At 65.7% G+C, this 26,619-nt stretch carries 27 protein-coding genes; 12 read left to right on the top strand and 15 right to left on the bottom strand.

Translation table 11 applies throughout. The features are described from left to right. Positions 1-24: 24 nt before the first annotated feature. The 6 genes from A5658_RS02420 (at position 25) to A5658_RS02395 (ending at position 8,272) form a co-directional block, all read left to right on the top strand. The gene (locus A5658_RS02420) at positions 25-732 is read left to right on the top strand and encodes a TetR/AcrR family transcriptional regulator (protein WP_067330724.1); all 708 of its coding nucleotides are present in this window, start codon (positions 25-27) and stop codon (positions 730-732) included. Between the two features lie 303 nt (positions 733-1,035). Continuing rightward, positions 1,036-2,637, top strand: coding sequence for an acyl-CoA carboxylase subunit beta (locus A5658_RS02415; protein ID WP_067330721.1), 1,602 nt, complete (start codon positions 1,036-1,038; stop codon positions 2,635-2,637). A gap of 5 nt (positions 2,638-2,642) precedes the next feature. Continuing rightward, positions 2,643-4,670 carry a biotin carboxylase N-terminal domain-containing protein gene (locus A5658_RS02410; protein WP_197503016.1) on the top strand — a complete coding sequence of 676 codons (2,028 nt, stop codon included), beginning with the start codon at positions 2,643-2,645 and terminating at the stop codon, positions 4,668-4,670. A gap of 54 nt (positions 4,671-4,724) precedes the next feature. Then, the gene (locus tag A5658_RS02405) at positions 4,725-5,879 is read left to right on the top strand and encodes an acyl-CoA dehydrogenase family protein (RefSeq protein WP_067330714.1); all 1,155 of its coding nucleotides are present in this window, start codon (positions 4,725-4,727) and stop codon (positions 5,877-5,879) included. Between the two features lie 26 nt (positions 5,880-5,905). Continuing rightward, entirely contained in the window at positions 5,906-7,459 is a 1,554-nt protein-coding gene (locus A5658_RS02400) for a long-chain fatty acid--CoA ligase (protein ID WP_067330711.1), read from the top strand. 219 nt (positions 7,460-7,678) lie between these two features. Beyond that, entirely contained in the window at positions 7,679-8,272 is a 594-nt protein-coding gene (locus A5658_RS02395) for a TetR/AcrR family transcriptional regulator (protein ID WP_011560588.1), read from the top strand. Here A5658_RS02395 and A5658_RS02390 read toward each other — a convergent pair. From A5658_RS02390 to A5658_RS02340, 11 genes are all read right to left on the bottom strand, one after another. After that, entirely contained in the window at positions 8,269-9,993 is a 1,725-nt protein-coding gene (locus A5658_RS02390) for an acyclic terpene utilization AtuA family protein (protein WP_067330708.1), read from the bottom strand. The two genes, A5658_RS02395 and A5658_RS02390, sit on opposite strands and share 4 nt — an antisense overlap. Then, positions 9,990-10,802 (bottom strand): TIGR03084 family metal-binding protein, encoded by an 813-nt coding sequence (locus A5658_RS02385; protein WP_067330705.1) that lies wholly within the window; start codon positions 10,800-10,802, stop codon positions 9,990-9,992. Before A5658_RS02385 ends, A5658_RS02390 begins: the two co-directional genes overlap by 4 nt. Position 10,803: 1 nt before the next feature. Next, positions 10,804-11,571: an enoyl-CoA hydratase/isomerase family protein gene (locus A5658_RS02380; RefSeq protein ID WP_067330702.1), complete on the bottom strand. Its 768-nt coding sequence runs from the start codon at positions 11,569-11,571 to the stop codon at positions 10,804-10,806. A 43-nt stretch (positions 11,572-11,614) separates the two neighbouring features. Beyond that, a complete protein-coding gene (locus A5658_RS02375) occupies positions 11,615-12,085 on the bottom strand; it encodes a MaoC/PaaZ C-terminal domain-containing protein (RefSeq protein WP_067330699.1) in 471 nt (156 codons plus the stop codon). Further along, complete coding sequence (locus A5658_RS02370; protein WP_197503021.1) at positions 12,082-12,573, bottom strand: MaoC family dehydratase N-terminal domain-containing protein; 492 nt, start codon at positions 12,571-12,573, stop codon at positions 12,082-12,084. The genes A5658_RS02375 and A5658_RS02370 overlap by 4 nt, the downstream gene beginning before the upstream one ends. A 32-nt stretch (positions 12,574-12,605) precedes the next feature. Continuing rightward, a complete protein-coding gene (locus A5658_RS02365; RefSeq protein ID WP_005086611.1) occupies positions 12,606-13,031 on the bottom strand; it encodes a dihydroxy-acid dehydratase in 426 nt (141 codons plus the stop codon). Beyond that, positions 13,028-13,486: a MaoC family dehydratase N-terminal domain-containing protein gene (locus A5658_RS02360; RefSeq protein WP_067330693.1), complete on the bottom strand. Its 459-nt coding sequence runs from the start codon at positions 13,484-13,486 to the stop codon at positions 13,028-13,030. Before A5658_RS02360 ends, A5658_RS02365 begins: the two co-directional genes overlap by 4 nt. Next, complete coding sequence (locus tag A5658_RS02355; protein ID WP_067330689.1) at positions 13,479-14,522, bottom strand: LLM class flavin-dependent oxidoreductase; 1,044 nt, start codon at positions 14,520-14,522, stop codon at positions 13,479-13,481. The genes A5658_RS02360 and A5658_RS02355 overlap by 8 nt, the downstream gene beginning before the upstream one ends. Then, complete coding sequence (locus A5658_RS02350; RefSeq protein WP_005061010.1) at positions 14,519-14,956, bottom strand: Zn-ribbon domain-containing OB-fold protein; 438 nt, start codon at positions 14,954-14,956, stop codon at positions 14,519-14,521. The genes A5658_RS02355 and A5658_RS02350 overlap by 4 nt, the downstream gene beginning before the upstream one ends. After that, the gene (locus tag A5658_RS02345) at positions 14,953-16,119 is read right to left on the bottom strand and encodes a thiolase family protein (protein WP_067330686.1); all 1,167 of its coding nucleotides are present in this window, start codon (positions 16,117-16,119) and stop codon (positions 14,953-14,955) included. Before A5658_RS02345 ends, A5658_RS02350 begins: the two co-directional genes overlap by 4 nt. A gap of 282 nt (positions 16,120-16,401) precedes the next feature. Then, on the bottom strand, positions 16,402-17,406 hold the full coding sequence (locus A5658_RS02340) for an AraC family transcriptional regulator (RefSeq protein WP_067330683.1): 1,005 nt from the start codon (positions 17,404-17,406) through the stop codon (positions 16,402-16,404). Between the two features lie 115 nt (positions 17,407-17,521). Here A5658_RS02340 and A5658_RS02335 point away from each other — a divergent pair, with 115 nt between their 5' ends. The 3 genes from A5658_RS02335 to A5658_RS02325 are packed head-to-tail and all read left to right on the top strand — an operon-like array spanning position 17,522 to position 20,457. Then, positions 17,522-17,842 carry a 2Fe-2S iron-sulfur cluster-binding protein gene (locus tag A5658_RS02335; RefSeq protein ID WP_005086615.1) on the top strand — a complete coding sequence of 107 codons (321 nt, stop codon included), beginning with the start codon at positions 17,522-17,524 and terminating at the stop codon, positions 17,840-17,842. Between the two features lie 30 nt (positions 17,843-17,872). After that, entirely contained in the window at positions 17,873-19,261 is a 1,389-nt protein-coding gene (locus A5658_RS02330; protein WP_067330679.1) for a cytochrome P450, read from the top strand. Then, positions 19,258-20,457, top strand: coding sequence for an NAD(P)/FAD-dependent oxidoreductase (locus A5658_RS02325; RefSeq protein WP_029644203.1), 1,200 nt, complete (start codon positions 19,258-19,260; stop codon positions 20,455-20,457). The genes A5658_RS02330 and A5658_RS02325 overlap by 4 nt, the downstream gene beginning before the upstream one ends. A 16-nt stretch (positions 20,458-20,473) precedes the next feature. Here the strand turns inward: A5658_RS02325 and A5658_RS02320 are convergent, their stop codons facing one another. The 4 genes from A5658_RS02320 to A5658_RS02305 form a co-directional block, all read right to left on the bottom strand. Then, positions 20,474-21,055, bottom strand: coding sequence for a TetR/AcrR family transcriptional regulator (locus A5658_RS02320; RefSeq protein WP_197503020.1), 582 nt, complete (start codon positions 21,053-21,055; stop codon positions 20,474-20,476). A 90-nt stretch (positions 21,056-21,145) separates the two neighbouring features. Beyond that, a complete protein-coding gene (locus A5658_RS02315; protein ID WP_067330672.1) occupies positions 21,146-22,057 on the bottom strand; it encodes an alpha/beta fold hydrolase in 912 nt (303 codons plus the stop codon). Beyond that, positions 22,057-22,494 carry a PaaI family thioesterase gene (locus tag A5658_RS02310; RefSeq protein ID WP_067330668.1) on the bottom strand — a complete coding sequence of 146 codons (438 nt, stop codon included), beginning with the start codon at positions 22,492-22,494 and terminating at the stop codon, positions 22,057-22,059. The genes A5658_RS02315 and A5658_RS02310 overlap by 1 nt, the downstream gene beginning before the upstream one ends. A gap of 53 nt (positions 22,495-22,547) precedes the next feature. After that, a complete protein-coding gene (locus A5658_RS02305; protein WP_369830473.1) occupies positions 22,548-23,201 on the bottom strand; it encodes a TetR/AcrR family transcriptional regulator in 654 nt (217 codons plus the stop codon). An 84-nt stretch (positions 23,202-23,285) separates the two neighbouring features. Here A5658_RS02305 and A5658_RS02300 point away from each other — a divergent pair, with 84 nt between their 5' ends. The 3 genes from A5658_RS02300 to A5658_RS02290 are packed head-to-tail and all read left to right on the top strand — an operon-like array spanning position 23,286 to position 26,490. After that, the gene (locus tag A5658_RS02300) at positions 23,286-24,779 is read left to right on the top strand and encodes an acetyl-CoA acetyltransferase (RefSeq protein WP_024445489.1); all 1,494 of its coding nucleotides are present in this window, start codon (positions 23,286-23,288) and stop codon (positions 24,777-24,779) included. Beyond that, positions 24,776-25,876: a zinc-binding dehydrogenase gene (locus A5658_RS02295; RefSeq protein WP_067330664.1), complete on the top strand. Its 1,101-nt coding sequence runs from the start codon at positions 24,776-24,778 to the stop codon at positions 25,874-25,876. The genes A5658_RS02300 and A5658_RS02295 overlap by 4 nt, the downstream gene beginning before the upstream one ends. A 35-nt stretch (positions 25,877-25,911) precedes the next feature. After that, positions 25,912-26,490: a carboxymuconolactone decarboxylase family protein gene (locus A5658_RS02290; RefSeq protein WP_067330661.1), complete on the top strand. Its 579-nt coding sequence runs from the start codon at positions 25,912-25,914 to the stop codon at positions 26,488-26,490. Positions 26,491-26,619 lie beyond the last annotated feature (129 nt).

The raw sequence follows: 26,619 nt of genomic DNA, 5'->3' as shown, positions 1-26,619 counted from the left end.
GATAAGACTGCCAGACTGTAGGACATGAGTCCAGCACGTGTTTATGGCGGGCTGTCCGCAACTCAACGCGATGAGCAGCGCCGCGTGATGTTGATCGATGCCGCGGTCTCAATCATGGGCACCCACGGAGCTGCCGCGTGCACCGTGACCGCGGTGTGTGCGAAATCAGGAGTGACGAGCCGGTACTTCTACCAACAGTTTCGCGACCGAGACGCGCTCCTGCGTGCGGTATTTACCAAGATCTCCACTACCTTCCAAGCGGTGATAACCAGCGCCATTCCGGACGACACGGTCGCTCCTCAAGAACTCGCTTACGCTCCGATCAAGGCCCTGGTTCAGCTGATCGAGAACGATCCCAACATGGCCCGCATACTGTTTGTCGAATCGGGCGCAGAACCCCTCCTTCGGCAGCTGCGAAGCGAGCTGATGACCGATTTTGCGGAGCTGGTGCTCAGAGAGGCCCGCTTGCACCTCGATATACCCAGCGATGTGCTCCAAGTCGCAGATCTCGCCGCTACCTACGGTGTCGGGGGCCTGTTCGAGATACTCCGTCGCTGGATAGACGGACAACTGAACCTCTCGACTGAAATGCTTATCGAGCACGGTGCGGGTTTTCTTGGCATTCTCGGCCTATATACCCTCGGGCAGGTGCCTGATCAGGCCGTTCCGCGGCTGGCCGCAGCTGAGGAATATTCTGACCGACCCCGCGTTAGGCGCGACTCGGTTGGCTGAAGGGCATGGCGCACGCTGACAATCACTGCGAGCGTTCATCTGAGATCGCGACCGTAGAGGCTCATCGCTCCAGTCGAGGAACTCGGTACGACCTCGCAAGGTCCCTGTGTGCCGTCCCACCCCGGTCAATTCTTTCGATCTCGATCTGCAGCGAAACGCACCGCTTCGATCCCTCGCCATTCGACGGAACCACGGCGCGGAACAAATCCGACGCCCGCCCCGCACCGTTGTCACCTGATGTTAATTGCGGCTAACATCAGCGCCTAGTAGATCGACGTCGATGCTCGCTCGGAAGGAAAACTTTTGGTACAGGTCCTGCCCGATCGGGTCGACGACACCGCGCCCGGCTATCTCAAGAACCGCGAAGGACTGAGCGCGCAACTCGACACCATCGCGGAGCAACTGGCGCTGGTCAACGGCGGCGGCGGCGCGAAATACGTTGCGCGCCACCGTAAGCGGGGCAAGCTGCTTGTCCGCGAGCGCATCGAGCTGATGCTCGACCCCGACACGGCGTTCCTCGAACTATGCCCCTTTGCCGCCTGGGGCAGTAAGTTCCCCGTCGGCGGTAGCGTGGTGGTAGGCATCGGCGTGGTCGAGGGCATCGAGTCGATGATCATCGCCCACGACCCCACCGTCCGCGGCGGCGCATCGAACCCCTATACCTTCCGCAAGGTGTTCCGCGGCATGGCCATCGCGCGGGAGAACCGACTGCCCATCATCAACATCGTCGAGTCTGGCGGCGCCGACCTGCCCACACAGGCAGAGATCTTCGTGCCCGGCGGACAGCTGTTCCACGACTTGACACAGCACAGCGCAGCGGGGCTGCCGACACTGGCCTTGGTCTTCGGCAACTCGACCGCGGGAGGTGCGTACGTCCCGGGCATGTGCGACTACGTCGTGATGGTTCGCAACCGTTCCAAGGTGTTCCTCGGGGGTCCGCCGCTGGTCAAGATGGCCACAGGCGAGGTCTCCGATGACGAGTCGCTCGGCGGCGCCGAGATGCACGCCCGCACCTCGGGGCTGGCCGATTACATGGCCGAGGACGAGCAGGATGCGATCCGCATCGGCCGTCGCATCATGGCGCGGCTCAACTGGCGGAAGAACGGCCCCGGACCCACGACGCCGCCGCACCCGCCGGTGCACGACCCCGATCAGCTGCTCGGCATCGCGTCGGTCGATCCGAAGGTGCCCTTCGACCCCCGCGACGTCATCGCCCGAGTGGTCGACGGCTCGGCCTTCGACGAGTTCAAACCTCTCTACGGCACGTCACTCGTCACCGGCTGGGCCGCGATCCACGGCTTCCCGGTCGGCATCCTCGCCAACGCACGGGGCATCCTGTTCAGTGAGGAGGCCGAGAAGGGTTCGCAGTTCATCCAACTGGCGAATCAGATCGACACCCCCCTCATCTTCCTGCAGAACACCACCGGTTTCATGGTCGGTGCCGAGTACGAGCAGGGCGGCATCATCAAGGACGGCGCCAAGATGATCAACGCCGTGTCCAACAGCACAGTTCCGCATGTGACCATCACGATGGGTGCGTCCTACGGCGCCGGGAACTACGGCATGTGCGGGCGGTCGTACTCGCCGCGTTTTCTATTCGCTTGGCCTAACTCGAAGTCGGCCGTGATGGGTCCGGCGCAACTGGCCGGAGTGCTGTCCATCGTGGCGCGCGAGTCCGCCGCCGACCGCGGGCTGCCCTTCGACGAGGAGGCCGACGCCCAGATGCGCGCCGCCGTCGAGGAACAGATCGAGCGCGAATCCGTCGCACTGGCCAACAGCGGCCGCCTGTACGACGACGGGATCATCGATCCCCGCGACACGCGGACCGTTCTCGGGTTCTGCCTGTCGGTGATCCACAACGGCGAAGTCCGTGGCCAGCGTGGCTACGGCGTGTTCCGGATGTGATGGCGATGCCCAAGATCCGCAAGGTCCTGGTCGCCAACCGTGGCGAGATCGCGCGGCGGGTGTTCCGCAGTTGCCGCGACCTCGGGATCGCCACCGTCGCGGTCTATTCCGACGCCGACGCCGACGCGTGGCACGTCGCCGACGCCGACGAGGCCGTGCACCTTCCCGGCTCGTCTGCCGCCGAGACTTACCTCGACATCCAACGGATCATCGCCGCTGCCACGCTCACCGGCGCGGATGCAGTACACCCCGGCTACGGCTTCCTTTCGGAAAACGCCGGGTTCGCGCGTGCCTGTGCCGCCGCCGACCTCGTCTTCATCGGTCCGCCGCCCGAGGCGATCGACGCGATGGGCTCGAAGCTGCAGGCCAAGAAGATGATGTCCGACGCGGGGGTGCCTGTGCTGCCCGGTGGCGACACGACGGGGCTGGCGGCCGAGCAGCTGGCGAAGCTGGCCGCCGACGTCGGCTACCCGCTGCTGGTCAAGGCGAGCGCCGGCGGGGGTGGCCGAGGCATGCGCGTTGTCGCGTCGCCGGACGAGCTCGACGAAGCGGTCGCCTCCGCTTCGCGTGAGGCCGCCGCCGCGTTCGCCGACGGCACCGTCTTCCTCGAGCGTTACGTCCAGCGCCCACGCCATGTCGAGATCCAGGTCATGGCCGACACGCACGGAAACGTCGTGTCTCTGTTCGAGCGCGAGTGCTCCGTGCAACGTCGACACCAGAAGGTGATCGAGGAGGCGCCGTCACCGGTCGTCGACGACGCGTTGCGCGCTCGGATGAGCGACGCCGCCATCGCCGCCGCGCGCGCCGTCGATTACGTGGGCGCCGGGACGGTCGAGTTCGTCTACGACGCCGGCCAGGACGGCAAGGGCGGCTCCTTTGCCTTCCTCGAGATGAACACCCGGCTGCAGGTCGAGCACCCGGTTACCGAGCTGATCACCGGCCTCGACCTGGTGCGTGCCCAGCTGCTCATAGCCATGGGCCGCCCGCTGCCTGAGGAGATGCACAACCCGCGAATTCGCGGTCACGCGGTCGAGGCCCGTCTGTGCGCCGAGGATCCGGCCGACGACTACCGGCCCCACACCGGCACCCTGCGCACCATGGATGTCCCGGCGATCGCCGGCGTGCGGGTTGACTCGGGTTTTCGTGCCGGTTCGGTCATCAGTCATTACTACGATTCGCTGCTGGCCAAGGTCATCGCGTGGGCACCAACGCGCGACGAGGCACTTGCCAGCCTCTCGGCGGCGCTGGCCGGCGCCCGTATTCACGGCGTGACCACCAATCGCAACCTGCTTGTTCGCGTCCTGCGCCATGACGAGTTCGCCGGGCGGGGCACCGACACTGGGTTCCTTGACCGACACGACGTCGCCCAACTCGGCGCTGCCCTCCCAGAGTCCGAGCGCCTGCACGCCGTCGCGGCGACCGTGGCCGGGGTGGCCGCGCGGCGTGCCGTCGCAACTCTGCAGGCCACGTTGCCCGCCGGCTGGCGCAACAACCCTTCGCAGCCGCAGACCACAACCTGGCAGACCCAGGGTGGGCGCGAAGTGCGCGTCGGGTACACGTTAGGTTCGACAGGGACCTGCCTGCAGGTCGACGACGAGCCGTTGGCCGACGTCGAGGTTGTCGAGGGCAGTAGCGAGCGGGTGGTGCTGCGCGTCGACGGGGTGCGCCGCACTTATGATGTCGTCCTCGACGGCGATGTTGCCCACCTCGACTCGGTCGCCGGCTACTCCGCCCTGCGGCTGGCGCCACGCTTCGTCGACCCGAGCACTCTGAACCCGCCCGGGTCGCTCACCGCGCCGATGCCGGGTTCGGTGGTCCGACTGCCAGTCGCCGAGGGCGAGACGGTCTCGGCGGGCCAAACCCTTGTCGTCCTGGAGGCGATGAAGATGGAGCACACCGTCGCGAGCCCGATTGACGGGGTGCTGAGCGCCCTGCCAGTCCAGGTCGGCCATCAGGTCTCGAGCGGTGACGTCCTCGCCGTGGTCGAGGCGGTGGACGGCGGTGAAGTGGCGTCGGACGCCACCGAGCTCTAATGAACCCGGCGCGCTCCCGATCGGTGGCGCGTCGATACCGATGTGAGGAGTGTCATGGAATTGCACGAGACAGAGGAACGTCAGGACCTGCGCAAGGCGGTCGCCGAGATCGCCAAGGACTTCGGACACGAGTACTACCTGGAAAAGTCGCTGGCCGGCGCGAAGAGCACCGAGCTGTGGCAGGCCGTGGGCAAACAGGGCTTCCTCGGGGTGAACCTTTCCGAGCAGTACGGCGGCGGCGGCGGCGGCATCTACGACATGCAGATCGTCGGTGAGGAGCTCGCCGCGGCGGGCTGCCCGCTGCTGATGACCGTCGTCTCGCCGACCATCTGCGGCACGATCATCCAGGCATTCGGCAGTGAGGAACTCAAGCAGCAGTGGCTGCCGGGCATCGCCAGCGGCGAGACGATCATGGCATTCGCGATCACCGAGCCGGACGCGGGCTCGAACTCGCACAACATCTCCACGACCGCGAAACGCGACGGCGACGACTGGGTCATCAACGGCACCAAGTACTACATTTCTGGTGTCGACGAAGCCGAAGCGATCCTGGTCGTCACCCGAACGTCTACCAACGACAGTGGTCGCGGACTACTCAGCTTGCTCGCCGTGCCCACCGATGTCCGCGGGCTCACCAAGTCACTCATCCCGGTGCAGGCGGTCACTCCAGAGAAGCAGTTCACTCTATTCTTCGATGACGTCCGCGTGCCGGCCGCCAACCTTATCGGCGCGGAGAACGAGGGCCTGCGCCAGGTCTTCATGGGCCTGAACCCGGAGCGAATCATGGGGGCGGCGCTCGGCAACGGCATCGGTCGCTACGCGCTGGATAAAGCCGCCGATTACGCCCGCAACCGCCACGTGTGGGGAGCGCCGATCGGCTCGCACCAGGGCGTATCGCACCCGCTCGCCCACGCCAAGATCCAGGTTGAGCTGGCCCGGTTGATGACTCAGCGTGCCGCCGCCCTGCACGACGCCGGCGATCCGGGGTCGGGTGAGGCGTCGAACATGGCGAAATATGCCGCAGCCGAGGCGGGCATCCTGGCGCTCGACCAGGCGATTCAGACCCACGGCGGCAACGGCATGGCCACCGAGTACGGCCTCGCCACGTTGTGGGGTCCGGCCCGGCTCATGCGCACCGCGCCGATCAGCCGCGAAATGATCCTCAACTTCGTGGCGCAGCACAGCCTGAAACTGCCCGCGTCCTACTGAGTCGCCGCGGAATGAAAGGGAATCGCATGCAACTCGGCATCGGTCAGTGGGTGACCCGGCGCGCCTTCCTCAACGGCGGGCGCACCGCGTTGATCAGCAACGGCGCGCACATCACCTACGCCGACCTCGATCGGCGCACCAACCAGGTCGCCGCCGCACTCATCGCCCTCGGCGTGCGCAAGGGCGATCGGGTCGCGATGCTGCTGGTCAATTCGACCGAGTTCATCGAGGTGCTGCTGGGCTGCGCCAAAATGGGCGCACTTGCAGTTCCGCTCAACGTGCGCCTTGCCGGACCCGAGATCGGCTACATCCTGGCCGACTCAGGCGCCGATGTTCTGGTCTTCCACGAGCCGTTCGCCGCGCAGGCCAGGAGCGCCGTCACCGAGTCCGGAGTCCGCGTGCGCCATGTCGTGCGCGCCGGTGGGGTGCCGGCGCCGGGCGAGCTCGGCTACGAAGACGTCGTCTCGGGCGCCGCGCTCGAACCGCTCAACGGTGACGTCGACGGCAGCGACCCCGCGTTCATCATGTACACGTCGGGGACGACGGGCCGACCCAAGGGCGCGATCCTCACCCACGACAACCTGCTATGGAACGCGATCAACGTCCTCGGCACCGACATCGGCCTGCGGGGCGAGGACGTCACCGTCGCGGTGGCGCCGATGTTCCACATCGGCGGGCTGGGAGTACACACCCTGCCGCTGCTCTACGTCGGCGGCACCAGCGTCATCATGCCGTCCTTCGAGCCGCGAGCTACGCTGCAGGCGATGGCCGACCACCACGTCACGGTTCAGTTCATGGTGCCGGCCATGTGGACCGCTCTCACACAGGTGTCCGACTTCGACTCCTTCAACCTGTCTGCGCTGCGTTTCGCCATGGGCGGCGGGTCGCCCGTCCCTCTCACGGTCATCGACTTCATGCGCGAGCGAGGCGTGCCCTTCACCGAGGGCTTCGGCATGACCGAGACCGCTCCCCTGGTGACCGTCCTAGACGCCGAGAACATCAGCAAGCGGGCCGGGTCGATCGGCCGCGTCGCAATGCATGTCGACGCCCGCATCGTCGACGACGACGACCGCGACGTCGCGACCGACACCGTGGGCGAACTAATCGTGCGCGGCCCGAATGTGTTCACCGGCTACTGGATGAAGGCCGAGGCGAGCGCCGAGGCGTTACGCGGGGGCTGGTTCCACACGGGCGACCTCGGGCGCATGGACGCCGAGGGCTTCATCACCCTCGTCGACCGCAAGAAGGACATGATCATCTCCGGCGGCGAGAACGTCTACCCGATCGAGGTCGAGCAAGTTCTCTTCCGCCACCCGGCGGTACTCGACGCCGCCGTGATCGGCGGCAAGGACTCAAAGTGGGGCGAACGCGTCGTCGCGATCGTCGTCGCCGACCCGGCAACACAGGCACCGAGCGCCGAGGAGATCGTGGCGTGGTGCCGGGAGCGGCTGGCGCACTTCAAGTGTCCGCGTGACGTGCACTTCGTCGCCGAACTGCCGCGCAACGCCACCGGCAAGCTGCTCAAGACCGAGCTGCGCGCGCAGTTCACGGGCATCGAGGGCGGAGTCGTTTTGCGCTGAGTCGTGCCGCTGCACATCGCGGGTTCGAAGCAGGGCCCCTAAATCATGAACTGAGAAGAGGATGCGACAGCATCGGCGGGGGCTAGCGGTTTCGTTCACCTCCCTTGATTTGGTGCGGCGGGTGCCGACGCAGGCAACCCCAGCGCCGGTAGGATCCCAGCCCGGCCCAGCGGATCGGACGGCGAACAACGTAACCACAAATCGACAGGAGGCCTGAAAGTGGCCGGTTTGCGCCGCAAACTGCTCCTCGAGGCCGCCGCCGACCTGTTCGCGCGGCAAGGCTTTCACGCCGTGGGCATCGACGACATCGGTGCCGCAGCAGGGGTGAGCGGGCCGGCCGTCTACCGGCACTTTCAGAACAAGGACGCGATCCTGCGCGAGTTATGCGACGCCGCCATGACTGAGCTGCTGGCCGGCGCCCGGCGCGCCACCAACGCCGGCACACCGACGGAGGTCCTGCACGCCCTTGTCGACCTACACGCGGCCTTCGGCGCGCGACGACGCGGCCTGTTGGCCGTCTACGCCCGCGAGCACCGCTCGCTGTCGCCGCTGGCGACCCGTGCCCTGCGACGCCGACAGCACAGGTACGAGTCCTTCTGGGTCGACGCGCTCGTACGAGCACGGGGCGATCTGGACCGTGAGCGCGCACAGGGCCTGGTCGCCGCCGTGCTGTCATTGCTCAACGCGTCCGCGTACATGCCGGCGTCGCTGGACGACGCGACGATTGAGGCGATGCTGGCCGCCGCGGCCGTTGCGGCGCTGTTCAGCCGCGCGGTTACACAGCAGGTAGACGGCGCCCCGCACCGGATTTAGTGTGTGTCGAGCAGCGACTGGGGAATGTCCACCATGCGGGACCGCACGTATTCCCCGAGCCCCTTGGCCTGCGCGTCCGGCCGGGTCGACGAGGCCACCCCGTCACCGAGCAAGCCGTGCACCACCACGTTGAGCGCGCGCAGGTTCGGCAGTTCGAAGCGCTCGATGGGCAGGTGCGCCGTCTCCGGCCCGAGCAGTGTGCGCAGCCGCTCGACGCTGAAGTAGTCGCACGCCCACGCGTACCCAGGGTCATCCTGTGCCCACAGGCCGAGGTTAGCGTTGCCGCCCTTGTCTCCGGACCGCGCGCCGAGTACCGACCCGAGCGGCGCGCGACGTGTCGGCCCGGACGGCACCGGCAGCTTCGCGGGCGGGGCGATCCCAGCCGGCGGGACCGCACCGGTCGGCGGGTCAGGGATCTCGTGCCGTGTGCCGTCGGCGTCGACGAGTACGTGCGTGAGGGCCGAGCGCGCTACGTAGGCCGGCCGGTAGACGCCGAAGGCGGTCTCCGAGGACGGTGGCGTGGTGGTGTGGAAGCCGGCGAAACCAGCCAGGGCGATCTCCATGACCCCCCCGGAGAATGCTCGGCCCACCTTGCGCGGGTCGGCGTCCTTCACCGTCACACGCAGGTGCGCGCAGGCTTGCTCGTTCGTCGGTGCATCGGAGACGTCGAAACGCAACAGCCTCACGTCGACTTCGTCGAAGGCGTCGCGTCCGCCGAGAACGTCGAAGAGCTGCTGTTCGGCGCAGGCCGCCTTGGCCTCGATGTCGAGGCCGGTGAGCACCATGGTCATCGTGTTACGGAAGCCGCCCACCTCATTCAACGCCACCTTCAACGTGTCCGGCGGCGGACTGCCTTTCGTACCGCTGATCGCGACGCGGTGCTCATCCTGTTGAGCCAGCCGGATGGTGTCGAAGTGGGCGACGACGTCGGGGCCGAGGTAGGCAGGTTCAGCGATCTCGTAGAGCAGCTGGGCGGTGACCGTGCCGACTGAGACCAATCCCCCCGTGCCGGGATGCTTCGTGATCACCGAAGAGCCGTCCTCGGCGACCTCGGCGATCGGAAACCCCGGGTAGCGGCGGTCGGTGATCTCGTCGAGGAACGCGTAGTTGCCGCCTGTCGCCTGAGGGCCGCACTCGATCACGTGCCCGGCGACGACCGCGCCCGCGAGCCGATCCCAGTCCTCGGGCGCCCAGCTGTGCCACCAGGCAGCTGGACCGACCACCAGGGATGCGTCGGTGACCCGGCCGGTCACGACGACGTCGGCGCCCGAACGCAGCGCCTCGGTGATGCCCCAGGCGCCGAGGTAGGCGTTGGCCGATACCGGTTTGATGTCGCCGACGGGCGGCGTGATTGCGTGGAGGTCGCCACGTAGGTCGTCGCCCTCGACGTGCGCGACGCGCGCGGTGAGGCCGAGACGTGCGGACAGCTCGCGCAACGCGGCGGCCAAGCCGGCGGGATTCAGCCCGCCCGCGTTCGCGACGACCTTGATGCCACGATCGAGACAGGTGCCCAGCACCTGTTCCATTTGGGTGAGGAAAGTCCGCGCGTACCCGCCGGACGGGTCTTTGGCCTGGGCCTTGGCCAGGATGAGCATGGTCAGCTCGGCCAGATAGTCACCGCACAGGACGTCGATCGGTCCGCCCTCGACCATCTCGCGGGCTGCGGCGATGCGGTCGCCGTAAAAGCCGGAGCAGTTGCCGATGCGAACCGGGACGCTCACCGCTGACCCCCTGCGAACTGGCCCGCCACGCGCCCGCCGCCAGGGGGCCCCGCGAAGGCCTGGGCGATCGCGAGCCACTGGTCGGCCAGCGGTCCGTCGGCGACCAAAGCGGTGTCGTCGCGGTGGCGGCGTTGGGTCACCAACAGGCAAAAGTCCAGCGCCGGCCCGCTCACGCGGTTGGCGGCGTCGGCTGGCCCCCACGTCCAGACGCTGCCGTCCGGAGCGGTCAGCTCGACGCGTACCGGGTCCGCGGGGAGGTCCCGACCGTTGGCCAGGTAGCTGAAAGCGCGCGCACCCACCCCGATGTGGGCCACGTGCCGCAGCCGTGCCGTGGCCTCGCGGGTCGCGCCGAGCGCGTCGACGATGTCCTGGCCGTGCGCCCAGGTCTCCATGAGTCGCGCTGTCAGCGACGAGACCGCGCTCATCGGCGGCCCGAACCACGGCAGGCGGGTCGCCGGGGCAATGTCCGCGAACGCCGCAACGAGGGCTGCACGCGACGTGTCGAACCACGCGAGCAGGTCGGCAGCCGGCATTTGACGGCAGCGCTCAGCGATGACGTCGGGTGAGATGCTTCCGTCGGCCATCATCGGCAGGTAGTCGCTGCTGAAACCGTCGGGGTCGGTGGCCGAGCGCACCGCCACGTCGTCGAAGAACGCCAGATGGCTGATCTGGTCGCGGATCGCCCAGCCCACGGCCGGAGTCGGCGCGTCCCAGCCGCGCGGACCTTCGGGCAGCGGTGCGATGAGTTCGCGCAACGCGGCCGTTTCGGCTTCGATGTCGGCGATTACCGACTGCATGGTCACCGCCATGTCAGCGTCCCTTCCACTGTGGTGCGCGCTTCTCGCGGAACGCCGTCGGGCCTTCCTGCGCGTCGTCGCTCAGATAGACCGGCTCCCATATCTCGTCGGCCAGGTCGTAGGCGGCGGCGAGGTGGTGCTGTGCCGAGAGGTACACGGTGCGCTTGGACGCAAGCACCGATAGCGGTGCGTTCGCGGCGATGCTGAGCGCCAACTGCTGGGTACGCTCGCGCAACTGATCGGCCGGCACCACCTCATTGACTAAGCCGACCTGGTGGGCGCGCTCGGCGGTGATCGGGTCGCCGGTCAGCAGGATCTGCATGGCAACGCGTGGGGGCACCAGCCACGATAGCGGTGCCGCCCACGGCGACCCGCGGCCGACTTTGACCTCGCTGACGGCGAAGGTCGCGTGTTCGGCAGCCACGACCAGGTCGCACTGCTGCGCGAGCAGGAAGCCCCCGGCGAACGCGACACCGTTGACGGCCGCGATCGTCGGCTTCGCGACATCGATGTTGCGGCCGAACTGCGGAGCGAAGTCCTTCGGGGGCACCTTGAGCGCGTTCTGCGCCATCTCCTTCAAGTCCCCGCCGGCGCAGAACGCCTTATCGCCCACGCCGGTGAGGACGAGCACCTTCGCCGCGTCGTCGTCATTGAAGCGGCGTACCGCGTCGAAAAGCCCCGTGCGCACAGCGTTGTTCAGCGCGTTGCGCGCCTCGGGCCGGTTGATCGTCAGCCAGGCCACGCCGTCGAAGACCTCGTAGCGAATCGGTTGCTCGGCCACCGAGCCTCCGTCCCTCACCGTCGCCTCGCATGTGAGTGGCAGTTCACCCCGGCACCTCGACAAACGGGTCGGCCAGCTCAACGGTGGCTTCACTCGGCACGCACGGACCATCTTCGCTCGAGACGAGCAACTCGAGGTCGACGAGGCGCCGTCCGCCATCGTCGCGTTTGGCCACGACCTTGCCGCTCAGGGTCGCGGTCTGGCCCGGGTAGATCGACCGGATCATTGAGATTCTGCGGCGCCGGATGAGCGCGTCGGGTCCGGCCCATTCGTTGAGGCCGCGGTCGATGAAGCCATGGAAGAAGAGGGTTGACAGGTAGATCGTGCGCTGGCCCTGGCTGCGCGCGTAGTCGGGGTCGTGGTGACCGGGGAACCAGTCCCATGTCGAAGCCGCGTTCATGCAGATGCGCTTGTAGCTGATCTCGATCGAGACGGGCGTCAGGGTGTCGCCGACGGCGATGTCCTCGAACCGCACGGGGACGCGGACCATGCTGTGCTCGGTGGAGTCGTTCATGATGCGCCTTCACTATCGGCGGTGTCGTATCGGAAGAGCACGTTGGTGTTGCGCCCGATGATCTCGCCGTGCTGATCGGAGAACGTACTCACCGTGGTGATGAACACGCCGGTGCCCACCCGCGTCGTCTTCGGTTCGGAGATCGAGGCCACCTCCTCCACGATCGACACGTGATCGCCCACCCGGGGCCGGCGTTCGAACTCCGTCGTCGTCGAGGCGTTGATGATGTGGTGGCCCGGCAGCGGCACGCTGAGGGCCAGCAGCATGTCCGTGCGTGTGAGGTGCTCCGGCGCCCACTGCGGCGCGAAGCCAAGGGTCATCAACAGCCCGGGCGGGCAGTCCTCACCCTCCCAGTAGCTGGGATTGGCATCCTCGACGAGCGAACAGTAGTACAACACCATCGAGCCGTCGATCGGGAACCACGCACGCCGCGGTTCCGTGCGATGGCCGACCCACGCCCGGCCCTCGTCGAAGGTCCCGAATGTCATCCCGAGGCCGGTGACGTCGCTCGTTGGCGCGCTCACCGGGCCACCTGCACGACGGCGCTCCCCTTTATCGCGGGTTCGCCGGACTGGCGCGTGACCACGAGTTCGAGGTCTGCCACCTGCTGCCCTCCGGCCTCGCGCACGCCGGTGACCCTGCCGCCGAAGCTGAGCAGGTCACCGGGCCATACCTGACCGGTGAACCGGATGCGGAACGAGCGGATGTTGGCCAGCCCCACCCAGGCGGTCAGCCGCTGGGCGAGCACACCGCCGTGCAGCAGTCCCATACCGAACACACCGGGCATGCCGGCCGCGCGGGCGAACTCCTCGTCATGGTGGATCGGGTTGAAGTCGCCGCCGGAGCCGGCGTAGCGGACGATGTGCGAGCGCGTCAGCGGGCCGAACTGTGAGCTCGGCATCTCGTCGCCGGCGGCCAACGCCACCGGCGCGGGGGATGTCGTCATTGGGTGGAGCCTCCGGTTTCGATCAAGACGTCGGTCTGGCGCACGACGAGTTCGTCGCGCTGGTTGGTGAAGTCGGTCTCGATCGTCACGATTGTCATGGTGCCGCCGCGCTTGCCCTCGCGGCTGGTCACGTTCGACACCCGACGCGTCTCGGTGAGCTCGTCGCCGACGAACACCGGCGCGAAATACTCCCAGCCGCACTCACCGTGCAGTACGCGTCGCAGGTCGAGCCCGAGGGCGCCGAACATGTCGTCGTCGGCGCGCCAGTGAGCCGAGGAGACGACGAAGGTCGGAGGAGCGGGGATCGCGCCGAAGCCGGCGGCGCGGGCGGCCGCGACGTCCTGGTAGATCGGGTCGCGGTCGCCGAGCGAAAGTGCGAACTCGCGCACTTTGGACCGGTCGACGGGAAACGTGGTCCTCCCGAGTTGCGTCCCGATGAGCGATGCGTCAGCCACTCTGGTCACCTTTCCCGCCGGCGAAGGCCGGCGCACAATCGCGAATGAGGCTGCCGAGGTTCTCGGCGATGCGCTCGGGCGCGAGGCCAATCGAGGGTGAGTAGAGAACGATGTCGTCCAGCACGCCCTCGTAGCGGCGCAGCCCTTCTCGGACCTCGGCGGCGGTGCCGGCCACCGCCATCGCGTCGATCATGTCGTCGGTGACCGCGGCGAACATGGCCGGCAGGTCACGCCGCGCGAACGCGTCGCGGATGGCCGCTCCCTGCCTGGCGAAACCGCTGACGTCGAGCACGTGCTCGTAGGTCTTCACCGAGGAGTAGAACGCGATCTGCTGCGCGGCCTCACGACGTGCGATCTGTGGGTCGTCGTGCACCGCGCAGATGACCATCGAGACGATCTCAATGTCGGCGGGATCGCGTCCGGCCCGCTCCGCACCGCGCACGACGGCTGGGCGGGCGACCTCCTCGACGTAAGCCGTGGTGAACAGCGGATGACCAGCCAACCCGTCGGCCACGCGCCCTGCCACCTCGCACATCCGCGGACGCACGCCCGCGGTGATGATCGGGATCGCTCGCTTCGGCGGCGCGACGTCGCCGGTTGGGACGAGATTCATCCGGTAGAAGCGCCCCTCATGGCGCACGGGGCCCTCGTGCAGGTTCCAGATCCGACGCACGAGCGGGACCAGCTCCTCCATGCGCAGAGCGGGAGCGGAGGTGTCCTCCACGCCGTGCCAGTCGCTCATCATGCGGCGTGTGCCGTTGCCGAGCCCGAGCACGACGCGCCCGCCTGAAAGCTCGTCGAGGTCACGCGCCTCGGTGGCGAGCACGAGCGGGCTGCGCCCGACGCCATACAGGATCGACGACCCGATGCGGCAGCGCTTTGTGCGCGCGGCCATCGCGGCCATCGAGATCGAGCCGGAGCGCGAGTAGAACTCCGAGGCCCAGGCGGCGTCGAAGCCGGCGAGGTCGGTAGCCTCGGCGGTCTCGACAAGGGTGGCCAAGTCCGCGCCGAGCACCGAGACCCCGTACGTGCTCACGACGCCGCCGGCCTGAATCGGACCAGCCCAAGGTCCTCGTTCACCCGCTCGAACACTGCGCGCACTCTTGCGCCGATCGCAACTTCATCGGGGGCCACGCCCTCGAGACTGGCCAACAACTGCGGCCCCTCGTCCAGACGAACGAGCACGACGACGTACGGCTCGCTGCGCGGGAACGAGTCCCACGGGGGGCGGTACACCGGCGCGAAACTGACGATCTCACCAGTACCCGCCGCGGTCTCCCAGGCCAACTCACCGTCATGGCAGACGGGACACACCAGCCGCGGGTAGAGGAACGGGTGGCCGTTCGCGCACCGCTGGAAGACGAGTACGCCGCGGGCCGCTGCTGCGAAGTAGGGACGGTTGACATCGGTCAGCGGCGGCAGCGCCTCAGGATCGTGCAGACCGTCGAGGGAACTCGAAGCTGCGGTCATGACGCTCCCTCCATCACCATGCTGACGTGACTGCACAGCATCGAGCCGTAGCTGTGCACGAACGCGGTGTCCGCCCCGAAGACCTGACGGCCCTCGGCGCGACCGGACAACTGCCAATAACCCTCGAGGATCTGCGAAATGCCAGAGGAGGTCCCGGTGTGCCCGAACCGGATCAGGCCGCCGTCGGTGTTCACCGGAAGGTCGCCCCCCGGATCGGCGCGGCCGTCACGGTAGAAATCGCCTGCCCCGCCGGGCTTCACGAAGCCCGCCTCCTCCAGGATCATCGCCGGGTTTGAGGCGAAGGCGTCGTAGAGCAAGGCGATGTCGATGTCGGCCGGCGCCCGTCCGGAGCGCTCGAAGGCCATCGGACCCGAACGGGCGGCCCCGGTACGACCCGGGCGGGCCAGCGAGGTCAGAAAACCGTGGGTGTGACCCTCTCCAAACCCGAGCAGGTGTACCGGCCGGTGTTTGCCCGCGCGAGCCCGGCGGGCCGAGCCCAGCACGAGCGCGCCACCGCCCTCGCAGGGAATCGAGCAGTGGTAGAAGTGGAACGGCCCGGCGATCGGGCGGGACGCCAGCACGTCCTCCACAGTCAGGCGTTGTGAGCGGTGCGCGATCGCCGCGGGATTCAGCGCGGCCCACCGGTCCTGCGACGCGGTGACCTCGGCGATGTCCGCCTTGCCCTGTCCCGTCTCGTGCATCCAGGCCTGCGCGATCAAACCGTACAGCGCCGGCACGGAGGGTCCGTAGGGCATCTCGAACGCGTGGTCACACACCAGCGCCATCAGTTCGCGCCCGCCATCGCGGATCGGTGGAAACTTGCCCGCCGACACGACCAGCACCGTCTCGGCCTCGCCCCGGGCGATGACGTTACTCGCCATGCGCGTCATGGCCAGATGGGTCCCGCCGCCAAGCTGACAGGTCATCTGAAGTTTCAGGTTGTGCAGCCCGAGATAGTCCATGAGGTCCTCGGACAGGAAGATCGAACCCTCGTTGGTCATCGGCCCGGCGCACACGAGACCGTCGACCTCGTCTGGGACCACCCCTGCGTCGGCGAGAGCCGCGACCGCGGCGCGCACATGCAATTCAGTGGAGGTGTACGGAACGTTTCTTCCTGGAGCGAGTTCGGCGGCACCGATGATGGCCGGCTGGTCGTGTGGCATCCGGACTCCTTCCGACCACGCGTTCAACGCCGGTCCCGACGTGAACGACGGTTAGCATAGCGTGACTAGGGGGTCCGCGTCACCCCCGGCCCGCACCCGCCGCCAGCGCGGTATGGATTCTCTGGATGTCGTTGCGCCTCTTCCCAAGAGGGTGCTGCGATGACCGAAACCCGCGCCGATCGTGTCGTTTCTCGACGATGTCCAGGTGACAGATGAGGCCGATCGCGAAGCCCGCTGGTTCCGGTGGACGCCCGGCACGCGCCCGGGCGGAACTTTGCGCGCTCAGTCGCGCGTTTTTCTGAAGTGGCGCGGTGACCGACCGGTCCACCGTTTGAAGGCATGTGTGAAGTTCGTGAGGTCCGCGTACCCGAGTTCTGCCGCGATCTCGCTTACAGACACCGATCTGTCGAGAAGTCGCAGAATTGCTCGCTCCTGCAAGAACGACTGACGTAATTCTCGAAAGGTGGTCCCCTCTTCGCTGAGGCGCCGCTTCAACGTGCTCGGGGATATCGAGAGCTCGCCCGCCGTCCGGCTGATGTTCGTTTTTCCGGGATCTTTCTCGAGCAGGTCCCTTACTTTTTCGGAGACCGACGTGTCACGTCGTTGATCGAGAGTTCGCTGCAAATCGGTGACGGCAATCCGGTACGCCACAGGATCGGAGAATTGACAGACCTCCTCCAGCGTAGCCGCGGGAACGTGGACGAACGAGCTGGGGGCGTCGAAGAAGATCCGACCCGCCAACACTTCGTCATGAAGAACCCACGACTCCGGCGCTGAATGACTCAGATGCAGTTCAATATTCGGTACGGCACCCGCGAGCATGTCGAGCAGACGCAACAGCGCCAGCCCACCGTAGGTGACGGCCAGGCAGTTCAGGCCCGCGTCACCGGTGCGACCGGTGAGCCCGATCGTGAGGCCGCGTTCCGTCGAATGGAACGACGGGCTGAGGGCTGTGGTGATCACCGGCAGATAAGCAAGCAACTCGACAACCTCGGCTACCGAGCCCGCGCTGACCAAGGGAACACTGAGTGCCCCAAAGGACGTCAGTTTGGCGTGTTCAGCGAACGCGAAACCCAGACGGGTTCCCTGATCACAATCGAAATCGGAATATATCTCCCTGAACCACCGTAAGGGGACCTGCGCGTCGCGGCCCACCAACATCGACTCGGTGACGTGCTCGCGAACCATGATGCTGCGCAGCGCAATGCTGGCGTCATGCCCCAGCGCCTCACTGTCCAGCATCTGCAGGAAAGCCAGCGCTGGCATACCCGAGTCGTCGAGTTTCACGTGCCTCCCTGCGCGTGAGCTAAAAACACAACTCTTTGACTCCTGCGAGCCTAGCGACGCTGGTCACGCGCGACAACACTAAAAAGATGAAGTTCCAGATTGAGGAGAGTTAGTCATGGCAGTCGTCACCTTCGTCTCTCATGACGGCGAGAAGTACGAAGCCCCCTTGGCCGAAGGGCAGTCCTTGATGCAGATTGCGGTCAACAACGCGGTGCCCGGCATCGACGGCGATTGTGGAGGGGAAGCCGCATGCGGAACGTGCCACGTGATCGTCGCTCCCGAGTGGTCGGACACGGTGGGACTCTGCGGCGCCAACGAAGAGGAGATGCTCGCGATGAACCCCGAGCGTCAGCGGACGTCGAGGCTGTCCTGCCAGATGGCCGCCTCCGAGGCATGGGATGGCTTGACGGTCGAGCTACCTGAGTTCCAGCTCTGAAACAACGCCATGGATTTGGAGGAAACAATAATGAGTATTCCCGCGGCAGTGGCCGCCAAAGCCCAGACTGCCGTGCCTCTGGAGCTGCAAATCCGCGGCGCACACCTCTACGACAAGACACGCCGGTGGGTAACCGGAACCAATGGTAAGAAGATCTTCACCGAGACGCCCATTCCTCCGGTCGAGGACATCGATATCGCCGACATCGATCTCAGCAACCCGTTCCTCTACCGCCAAGGCCGCTGGAAGTCCTACTTCGAACGCGTGCGCAACGAGGCGCCGGTGCACTACCAGGCTCACAGTCCGTTCGGCCCGTTCTGGTCGGTGACCCGCCACGCGGACATCATCGCCGTCGACAAGAACCACGAGGCTTTCTCCGCAGAGCCGTTCATCATCATCGGGAGACCGCCTCGCTTTATGGACATCGCCATGTTCATCGCGATGGATCCGCCACAACACGACTTGCAGCGCGCTTCCGTCCAAGGGGTTGTCGCGCCGAAGAACCTGCGCGAGATGGAGGGGCTGATCCGCTCGCGTGTCCAGGAAGTGCTGGACGATCTACCGGTGGATCAGCCGTTCAATTGGGTGCACCACGTCTCCATCGAACTGACAGCGCGCATGCTCGCGACCCTGCTGGACTTCCCGTACGAGCAGCGGCACAAGCTCGTGGAATGGTCGGACCTCGCCACCTCCATGGAGCAAGCCAATGGTGGTCCTTCCGACAACGACAGAGTGTTTCGTGGCATGGTCGACATGGCGAAGGGGCTCAGCGCTCTCTGGCATGACAAGGCGGCCCGTACCGCCAACGGGGAGCGACCGGGCTTCGATCTGATCACGATGCTGCAGGCCAACGAGGACACTAAGGATCTCATCGACCGCCCGATGGAATTCCTCGGCAATTTGGTACTGCTGATCGTCGGGGGAAACGACACGACTCGCAACTCGATGAGCGGAGGGGTTCTCGCCTTGAACCAGTTCCCCGATCAGTTCGAGAAGTTGAAGGCGAACCCTGACCTGATTCCCAACATGGTATCCGAGATCATTCGCTGGCAGACCCCGTTGGCGTACATGCGCCGAGTCGCGAAAAAAGACATCATGTTGAACGGGCAATTCATCCGCAAGGGCGACAAGGTCGTGATGTGGTACGCCTCTGGTAACCGCGATGAGCGTGTCTTCGAGCGGGCCGATGAGTTGATCATCGATAGGAGCAACGCCCGCAATCACATCTCGTTCGGGTTCGGCGTGCACAGGTGCATGGGAAACCGACTTGCTGAGTTGCAGCTTCGAATCCTGTGGGAGGAATTGCTCCCTCGCTTTGAGAACATCGAGGTGGTCGGCGAACCCGAGTATGTGCAATCGAATTTCGTCAGGGGTATCAGCAAGCTGATGGTTCGCCTCACTCCCAGGCCAAGTGCGTGACTCCCGAACGAGCGGTGATCGTCGGCGCGAGCCACGCCGGCGCGCAGTTGGCAGCTAATCTTCGAAGGGAGGGGTGGTCTGGGGAGGTCGTGCTCATCGGCGACGAGGGGGGACTGCCCTACCACCGGCCTCCGTTGTCGAAGGGATACCTGGCCGGCAAGAACGGCCTCGACGACCTCCTGATTCGCGGCGCTGATTTCTACGAAAAGCAGCACATTCGACTCTTGAATGCGACCGTGGAGGCGATCCACCGGAGTGCCAAGCGTGTGTCTCTGAGCACCGGCGACACGCTGACGTACACCAAGCTCGCGTTGTGCACCGGTGCAAGGGCCAGACGACTCCCCACACCAGGGGTGGATCTTCCCGGAATTCACTACCTGCGTACCGCTGCAGACGTCGAGTTGATCCGTGCCGCCGCTACACCGGGTCGGAGGGTTGTGATCGTGGGCGGCGGTTACATCGGGTTGGAAACGGCGGCCTCGCTGTGTTCGCTCGGCATGAACGTCACCGTCCTCGAGGCAACCGAGCGTGTACTCGAACGGGTCACCGCGCCGGAGGTTTCCGCGTTTTACACCCGAATCCACAACGGCGAGGGAGTGGAGATCCGAACACACGCTCTCGTCGAAGCCTTCTTCGGTAACGGTGGGGTGCAGGAGGTGGTGCTGGCTGACGGCGAACCGATCCCCGCCGACTTGGTCATCGTCGGCGTCGGTGTGGTGCCGAACACCGAGCTCGCCTCGGCCGCAGGATTATCCGTCGACAACGGCATCGTGATCGACGACCAGGCCCGCACCAGCGACCCCGACATCGTGGCCGCCGGCGACTGCACCAGCCACACCATGGCTCGATACGGCTCGCGTATTCGTTTGGAATCCGTATCGAGCGCCGGCGAGCAGGCCAAGATCGCTGCGGCGACAATCTGCGGAAAACACAGCGCAATCGCTGCGCTTCCGTGGTTCTGGTCCGACCAGTACGATCTCAAACTCCAGATTGCAGGTCTCAACGCCGGGTACGACGAAGTGTTGCTCAGTGGTGACCCGTCGCGTGAGCGTGACTTCAGCTGCTTCTACTTCCGCGAGGGCGAACTCATCGCCGCCGACTGCGTCAATCGTCCTCGCGATTTCATGTCCAGTAAGCGGGCCATCAGCCAGCAGCTCCGAGTTGACCGCTCAGAGCTCCTCGCCGGCTCGATCTGACACGAGAGCTTGCTAGTTACAAACTGTGGACAACTCCCAGGTACCTGAGTGCTACGCGGGAGATCCGCTCACCGGTGGTGGCGATGTCCGCGGCTGGGAGTACAACATGACTCACTGTCAGTCGCACCAGAACATCTGCGACGTCCTCGACGTCTTCGGGGTTGAGATCGTCGAAGTGGTCGTTAAACCACGTGATCAGAGCCGCGGAGCAGAGCTGAAGCAGGGAAGCCGATGTCGGCAGAAGAGGTAGGACTCCAGTAGACGACGAGCCACCGCGATCATTCCCCGAGGGGTTGGACGTCAGAACTGCCTTGAGGAGCGGGCTGTTTTCTGCTTCACAGAGGGTGAATTGCACCGCTGCGGTGATGCCGCCCTGCACGTCGTCCACGTGTTCGGCAAGGACGGCAAGAATGCCTTCCATAAAGCGCTCGCCCTCTGACACCACAAGCGCGTCGCCGAGCCCCTGTTTGTCGCCGAACTCTTTGTACAACGTCGGGCGGGAGACGCCGACCGATTCGGCAACCTCGCTCATCCGGACCTGATCCCAGCCCTTCTCGATGGCGAGTTCTCGTGTCGCCCTCAAAACCTGTTCGCGCACATGCCGGCGGAAAGACATCCGCGCTGGTTCAGTTGGCATAGGAGCAGGATAGGCGCCAGCCCTACATGGGCAGTCGACCGACAGCAGGGTTCATGTGGTCCTGTCGAGGAATTCGACGACCGCCGTCGAGAATGCGTCGTTGTTGTCGCCGGCAATCATGTGTCCCGCGCCCGACACGTCAACGGTTTGCGCGTGCGGAACGACGGTGAGGAAATGCTTTACTGTCTCTTCGGAGACCATGTCAGATAGTAGGCCCCGGACCAGCAGCGTTGGCGCGGTTACCCGGCGGGCGCCATCGAGAAGGAAGGCGCTCATCATGTCGAAATCCTCAGCGCCTTCGTCCGGATCACCTTGGAGGAACTGGAAATTCGACGTCACGAAAGCTGGATCCCATCGCCAGGCCCAGCGACCGTCTTCGCGACGGGCGAGGACTTTTCGGAGGCCGTTGAGGTTTTCCGGGCGAGGGCGGTGCGGGTTGTAGGCGGCGATCACGTCAGCGGCCGACTCGAGGCTGTCGAAACCTTCGGGGTGTGCCGACATGAACGCTACGACTCGTCGGGCGCCGTCCATCTCCATTCGCGGGGTGACGTCAACCAGGACGACGGCCTGCCATAGGTCCGGCGGGGCGAGCAAGTGTGTTCCGAGAATGGTCAAGCCGCCCAGAGAGGCGCCGATCGCGGCGACGGGGCGGCCGGAATCGGCGTATGAGCGCACGGCCAGCAGGTCGGACCCGAGTCGGTCCCCGTCGTAGCGTCCGTCGGGGTCCCAGTCGCTGTCCCCGTGTCCCCTGGTGTCGTACGCGGCCACCGTGTAGCCGCGCTGGTGCAGGCGTTGGGCGGTGACGTCCCAGGCGTGTCGGCTTTGACCTCCGCCGTGAAGGAGCACCACGACCGCCCGCGGCGCGTCACAGCGGTAGAGGTCGACGGCCAGCGTCAGCCCGTCCGCCGTGGGCACGCGCTCGACGACAGGGACCGACGAATCGCCTGTTCTCTTTGCCGACATCAGGAGTTCGTCTTCGGTGCGACGACGGTGACGGTTCCCTGGGCCGCACACACCGCTCTGCCGTCGTTGCTGATGTCGATACGCGCCACACCGCTGGTTCTGCCCAGCGAGATGATCTCAGCCATGGCTACGCACGTGCCACTGGAGACCGGACGAAGTAGATTCAGTTTGAACTCCGTTGTCGCGACCCAAGATCCCAGTGGAATCACGGGATAAAACACCACTCCGAGGCAGTGGTCGACCATGGCCGATAAGCAGCCCCCATGCAGGTTGCCGAAAGGCGTCTTCAGGTCGTCGCGTGCGTCCATCTCCGCGACGAGCCGTCCCGCAGTGAATTCGGTGTGCCGGAAGCCGAGGTAACCGGCCAACCCGCCCGTGGTTTCTGCTGCGCTCTTTAGTTGCTCAGCGACCTGTTCGTTGAACGTGGTGAATTGCACAGACACTTCTGGACTCCTACTTCAGCTGCTGTTGAGACATTACGCCATAGTTGTCACACCGGTCGAGCGTGGTCACCGGCCAGGATCGCGGGAAGGAGAAACCTCGACAGAAACGCCCGGAGTCCGTCACGACTGCGCTTCCGCGGCCCTCGAACAGTCAGCAGGCTCAATATCGTGCGGACAACCCACTCGGCGGCGTCGTCGACGGAGACGCCCGGTTCCACGCAACTCCAGTGTCTGGTGAAGATGGGACGCAGAAATTCGGTGACGATTTCGAAGAGGGACGTCGAGGTGCCCGCCGCGAGACCCACGCCGGCGAGTTCCTCGTCGCTGCCGAACAACAATCCGATGATCTCTTCGCGGCGCGCGGCCTCAACCGTGTATTCCACGAAATCGACGAGCGCGGAGCCCAGGTCGGCGTGCGCGGCGATCCGCGGGCTGATGCGGTCGAGATAGCGCTCGGCGGCGCGAATGATGACACCCGACATCACCGCCTCCCGACTGGGGAAGTAGCGATACACCGTTGCCCTGGACACACCCGCTGTTCTGCCGATGTCCTCCATGGTCGTGCCCACCACACCGCAACTCTCGAGGCACCGCTCGGCAGCATCGAGCAACCGGTCGCGAGCGGACCCACGATCTGTCGGCGCGGCGGCACCCCATCTCAACAACCTCGTCGACACACAGCCAGTATGCCGCGAGCGCACACCATTGTGACTTGCCCACGCACATGACACCATCGCAGTTATGTCTCAAGTCAGCCCCGTGGCCCTGAGCGGATGCCGATGCCGATGTTGGTAGAAGCGCGTACCCCGGTTGTCGTCGGCGTGGGCGAAGTTACCCATCGCGGGAACGACTTCGTGGACCCGATCGACTTGGCGGTAGAAGCCGCACGCCGCGCGGTCAAAGACGCAAGTCGCCCGGTCGAGCGGCGCATCGACACCGTCGCGACTCCGGGCATCCTGGTCATACCGCGCGACAATCCCGCCAGCAGGATCGCCGAAGCGATGCACATCAGTCCCGCCCGCCGCATCAGCTGTCCCGTCGGCGGAAACACCCCGCAGTATCTCGTCGAAGTGTTGGGTGGCGAAATAGGCGAAGGCCGTGCAGATGTCGTCCTGGTCGTCGGGGCGGAGAGCGGGCATTCCGCACGCAAGCTTCAGGGCGGGGCACTTCTCGACTCGCCGCCCCCACCCCGCTCCGACGACGAATCCCTGGGCGACGCCCGCCCCGGGCTGAGTCAAGCCGAATTGTCGGTGGGTCTGAGTTGGCCGCACGAGGTGTATCCCATCTTCGAGTCCGCGATCGCCGCGCGCCACGGCCGCGACTTCGATGCTCAACGGGAGTGGCTGGGCACGCTGATGGCCCCGTTCACAGCCGAGGCGGCACGCCATCCGGAACAGGCCTGGTTCCCACGCGCACGAAGTGCCACCGAACTCAGCGAAGTCACCGCGGAAAACCGCATGGTCTGCTTGCCCTATCCCAAGCTGCTCAACAGCATCATGTCCGTCGACATGGCTGCCGCCTTCATTCTCATGGCCGCCGAGGTGGCGGACGAATTAGGCGTCGCGCGCGATCGTTGGGTCTTTCCCTGGTCAGCAGCGACTTGCAACGACGTGTACTTCCCCGTGGAACGGCCGGACCTCAGCCGCTCATCGGGTATCGAGGTAGCGGCACGGAAGGCTCTCGATGCGGGCCGGTTGACCACCGACGACATCCGGTGGTTCGACCTCTACTCCTGCTTCCCGTCGGCAATTGAGATGGCTGCCGAGGCTCTCGACTTGGACCCCCTCGACGACAGAGGCCTCACAGTAACCGGAGGCCTGCCTTATCACGGCGGTCCCGGAAACAATTACGTCAGCCACTCGATCGTGGAGATGGTCCGACGGTGCCGACGCGACCCAACCGATGCCGGACTCGTCACCGGCCTCGGGTGGTATTCGACGAAGCATTCGGTCGGTGTGTGGTCGGCCACCCCGCCACCAGCCGGGTGGCGACTGCTCGACACGGCGGTCGAACAAGCTCAAATCGATTCATCGCGGCTGGCTGTCGCAGGCGCCGACGAGGCGACCGGTTGCGCGACAGTCGACGGATACACCGTCGTCTACGACCGAGACGGCCAACCTCGATGGACTCCGATCATCGCGCACCTGTCCGACGGGCAAAGAGTCGTCGCACGCAGCGACGATCCGCAGATCGCCGAGGCGATGGGCGCGGAAATGTACGTAGGTAAAACGGTGTGCCTCCGAAACACAGGGTCGTTCACCGGGTTCGAGCTTCCATGATCGCCGAGGCGATGGTGCTGACCGGACCGCGGAGTCTGCAGCGGCGCCAGATGACCATCCCCGACGTCGGCGACCGGGGTGCGATCCTGCGAGTTGAAGCATGCGGTCTGTGCGGAACAGATCACGAACAATTCACCGGACACCTGCCTGCCGGCTTCTCATTCGTTCCAGGGCACGAAATCGTCGGCATCGTCGAACATGTTGGCGCTGCGGCCGGCCAACGCTGGGGTGTACAAGCCGGCCAGCGCGTGGCCGTTGAGGTGTTCCGGTCCTGCCGAGACTGCCCCGAGTGCCGCCGCGGCGAATACCGGCGGTGCGCGGTGAACGGCATCGCCACCATGTTCGGGTTCGTCGACGTGGAGGTCGGCGCGGGCTTATGGGGCGGATACGCCACCCATGTGGAGCTTCCGTGGGACGCGATGCTGCTCCCGATTGCCGAAGACATGGACCCCGTTCTCGCCACGTTGTTCAACCCTCTCGGGGCCGGTATCCAGTGGGGGGCGACTCTTCCCGACACCAAGGCCGGGGACGTCGTAGCGATCCTGGGGCCCGGCATCCGCGGAATCTGTGCGGCGGTGGCGGCCAAAGAGGCGGGAGCCGCGTTCGTCGCGATGACCGGCGTAGGCCCACGCGACGAACAACGACTGGCCATAGCCAGATCATTCGGTGTCGACCTGCCCATCGATGTATCGCAGGACGATGCAGTGACCGCGCTCCAGCGTGAGACAGGCGGACGGCTTGCCGACGTGGTCGTCGACGTCACCGCTAAAGCACCCTCCGCGTTCGCCGATGCCGTCGGCCTTGCCAGGCCCGGCGGCACAATTGTGGTGGCCGGCACCCGCGGAGGAGGCGGCGCGCCCCGGTTTGAACCAGACTTGTTGGTCTATAAAGAATTACACGTCGTAGGCGCACTCGGCGTGGAGTATCCCGCCCACCGGGCAGCCCTCGAGATTCTCGCCATGGGCCGCTGGCCGTTCGACCGGATCACCAGAGAATCAACCGGATTCGCTGGGCTCGCGCAGCTGCTCACTTCGCTTGCAGATGAAAGTGCCCGATCAAGTGGGGCGCTGCACAACGTCTTTTTGCCCACGCCCTAACGGCGTGGGCAGAGGTTCAACAGAGAGGGCCACCCGTGACCATGGCGGAACGCGTACCGATGCTCGACCGTGAGCAGGCCCAGCTGCGAGCTGCCGAATGTGGGTTGCCCGAAGAGTTGGCAGACCTGTCGGTATTCCGCGTGGCACTTCATCAGCCGCGTGTGGCGGTTGCGCTGTATGGGCTGCTAGACGCGTTACTCTTCCGCGGTTCCCTTGACGCGCGGCTACGCGAGCTGGTCATCATGCGCATCGGCTGGATTACTGGCTCCGAATACGAATGGACTCAACATTGGCGAATCGCCACACTGCTCGGCGTGCCTGAGCATGATCTCCTGGCGGTGCGCGACTGGCAGAATTCCGAAAGCCTCGGGCCAGTCGAGCGTGCGGTCCTCGCAGCGACCGATGATGTGGTACGCGACGGGGTCATCTCCGAGGAAAACTGGGCTGGGTGCCAGAAGGCATTCAATAGCGATCACGCCGTTTTGGTCGAACTTGTCGGAGCAATCGCCAATTGGCGGCTCTTTTCGATCCTGCTTCGATCTCTGAATATTCCGCTTGAGTCCGGTACCGACGGCTGGCCGCCCGATGGGCGAGCTCCTCAGCGTTGCGATTGAGCGAAAAACGTGGACCGGTGCTTGACCGAAGCGGTCAGCGCCCCAATCGCCAGACCACGACCCGTGTCGTAGACGGACAAGTCCCCCCTCGGACACCGGATTGAGGCGAGCGAAACGAGAGTGAACTCT

It is taken from the genome of Mycobacterium sp. 1245111.1, from assembly GCF_001673405.1.
Classification (GTDB): Bacteria; Actinomycetota; Actinomycetes; order Mycobacteriales; family Mycobacteriaceae; genus Mycobacterium.
This window is presented reverse-complemented; position numbering and strand designations above follow the sequence as displayed.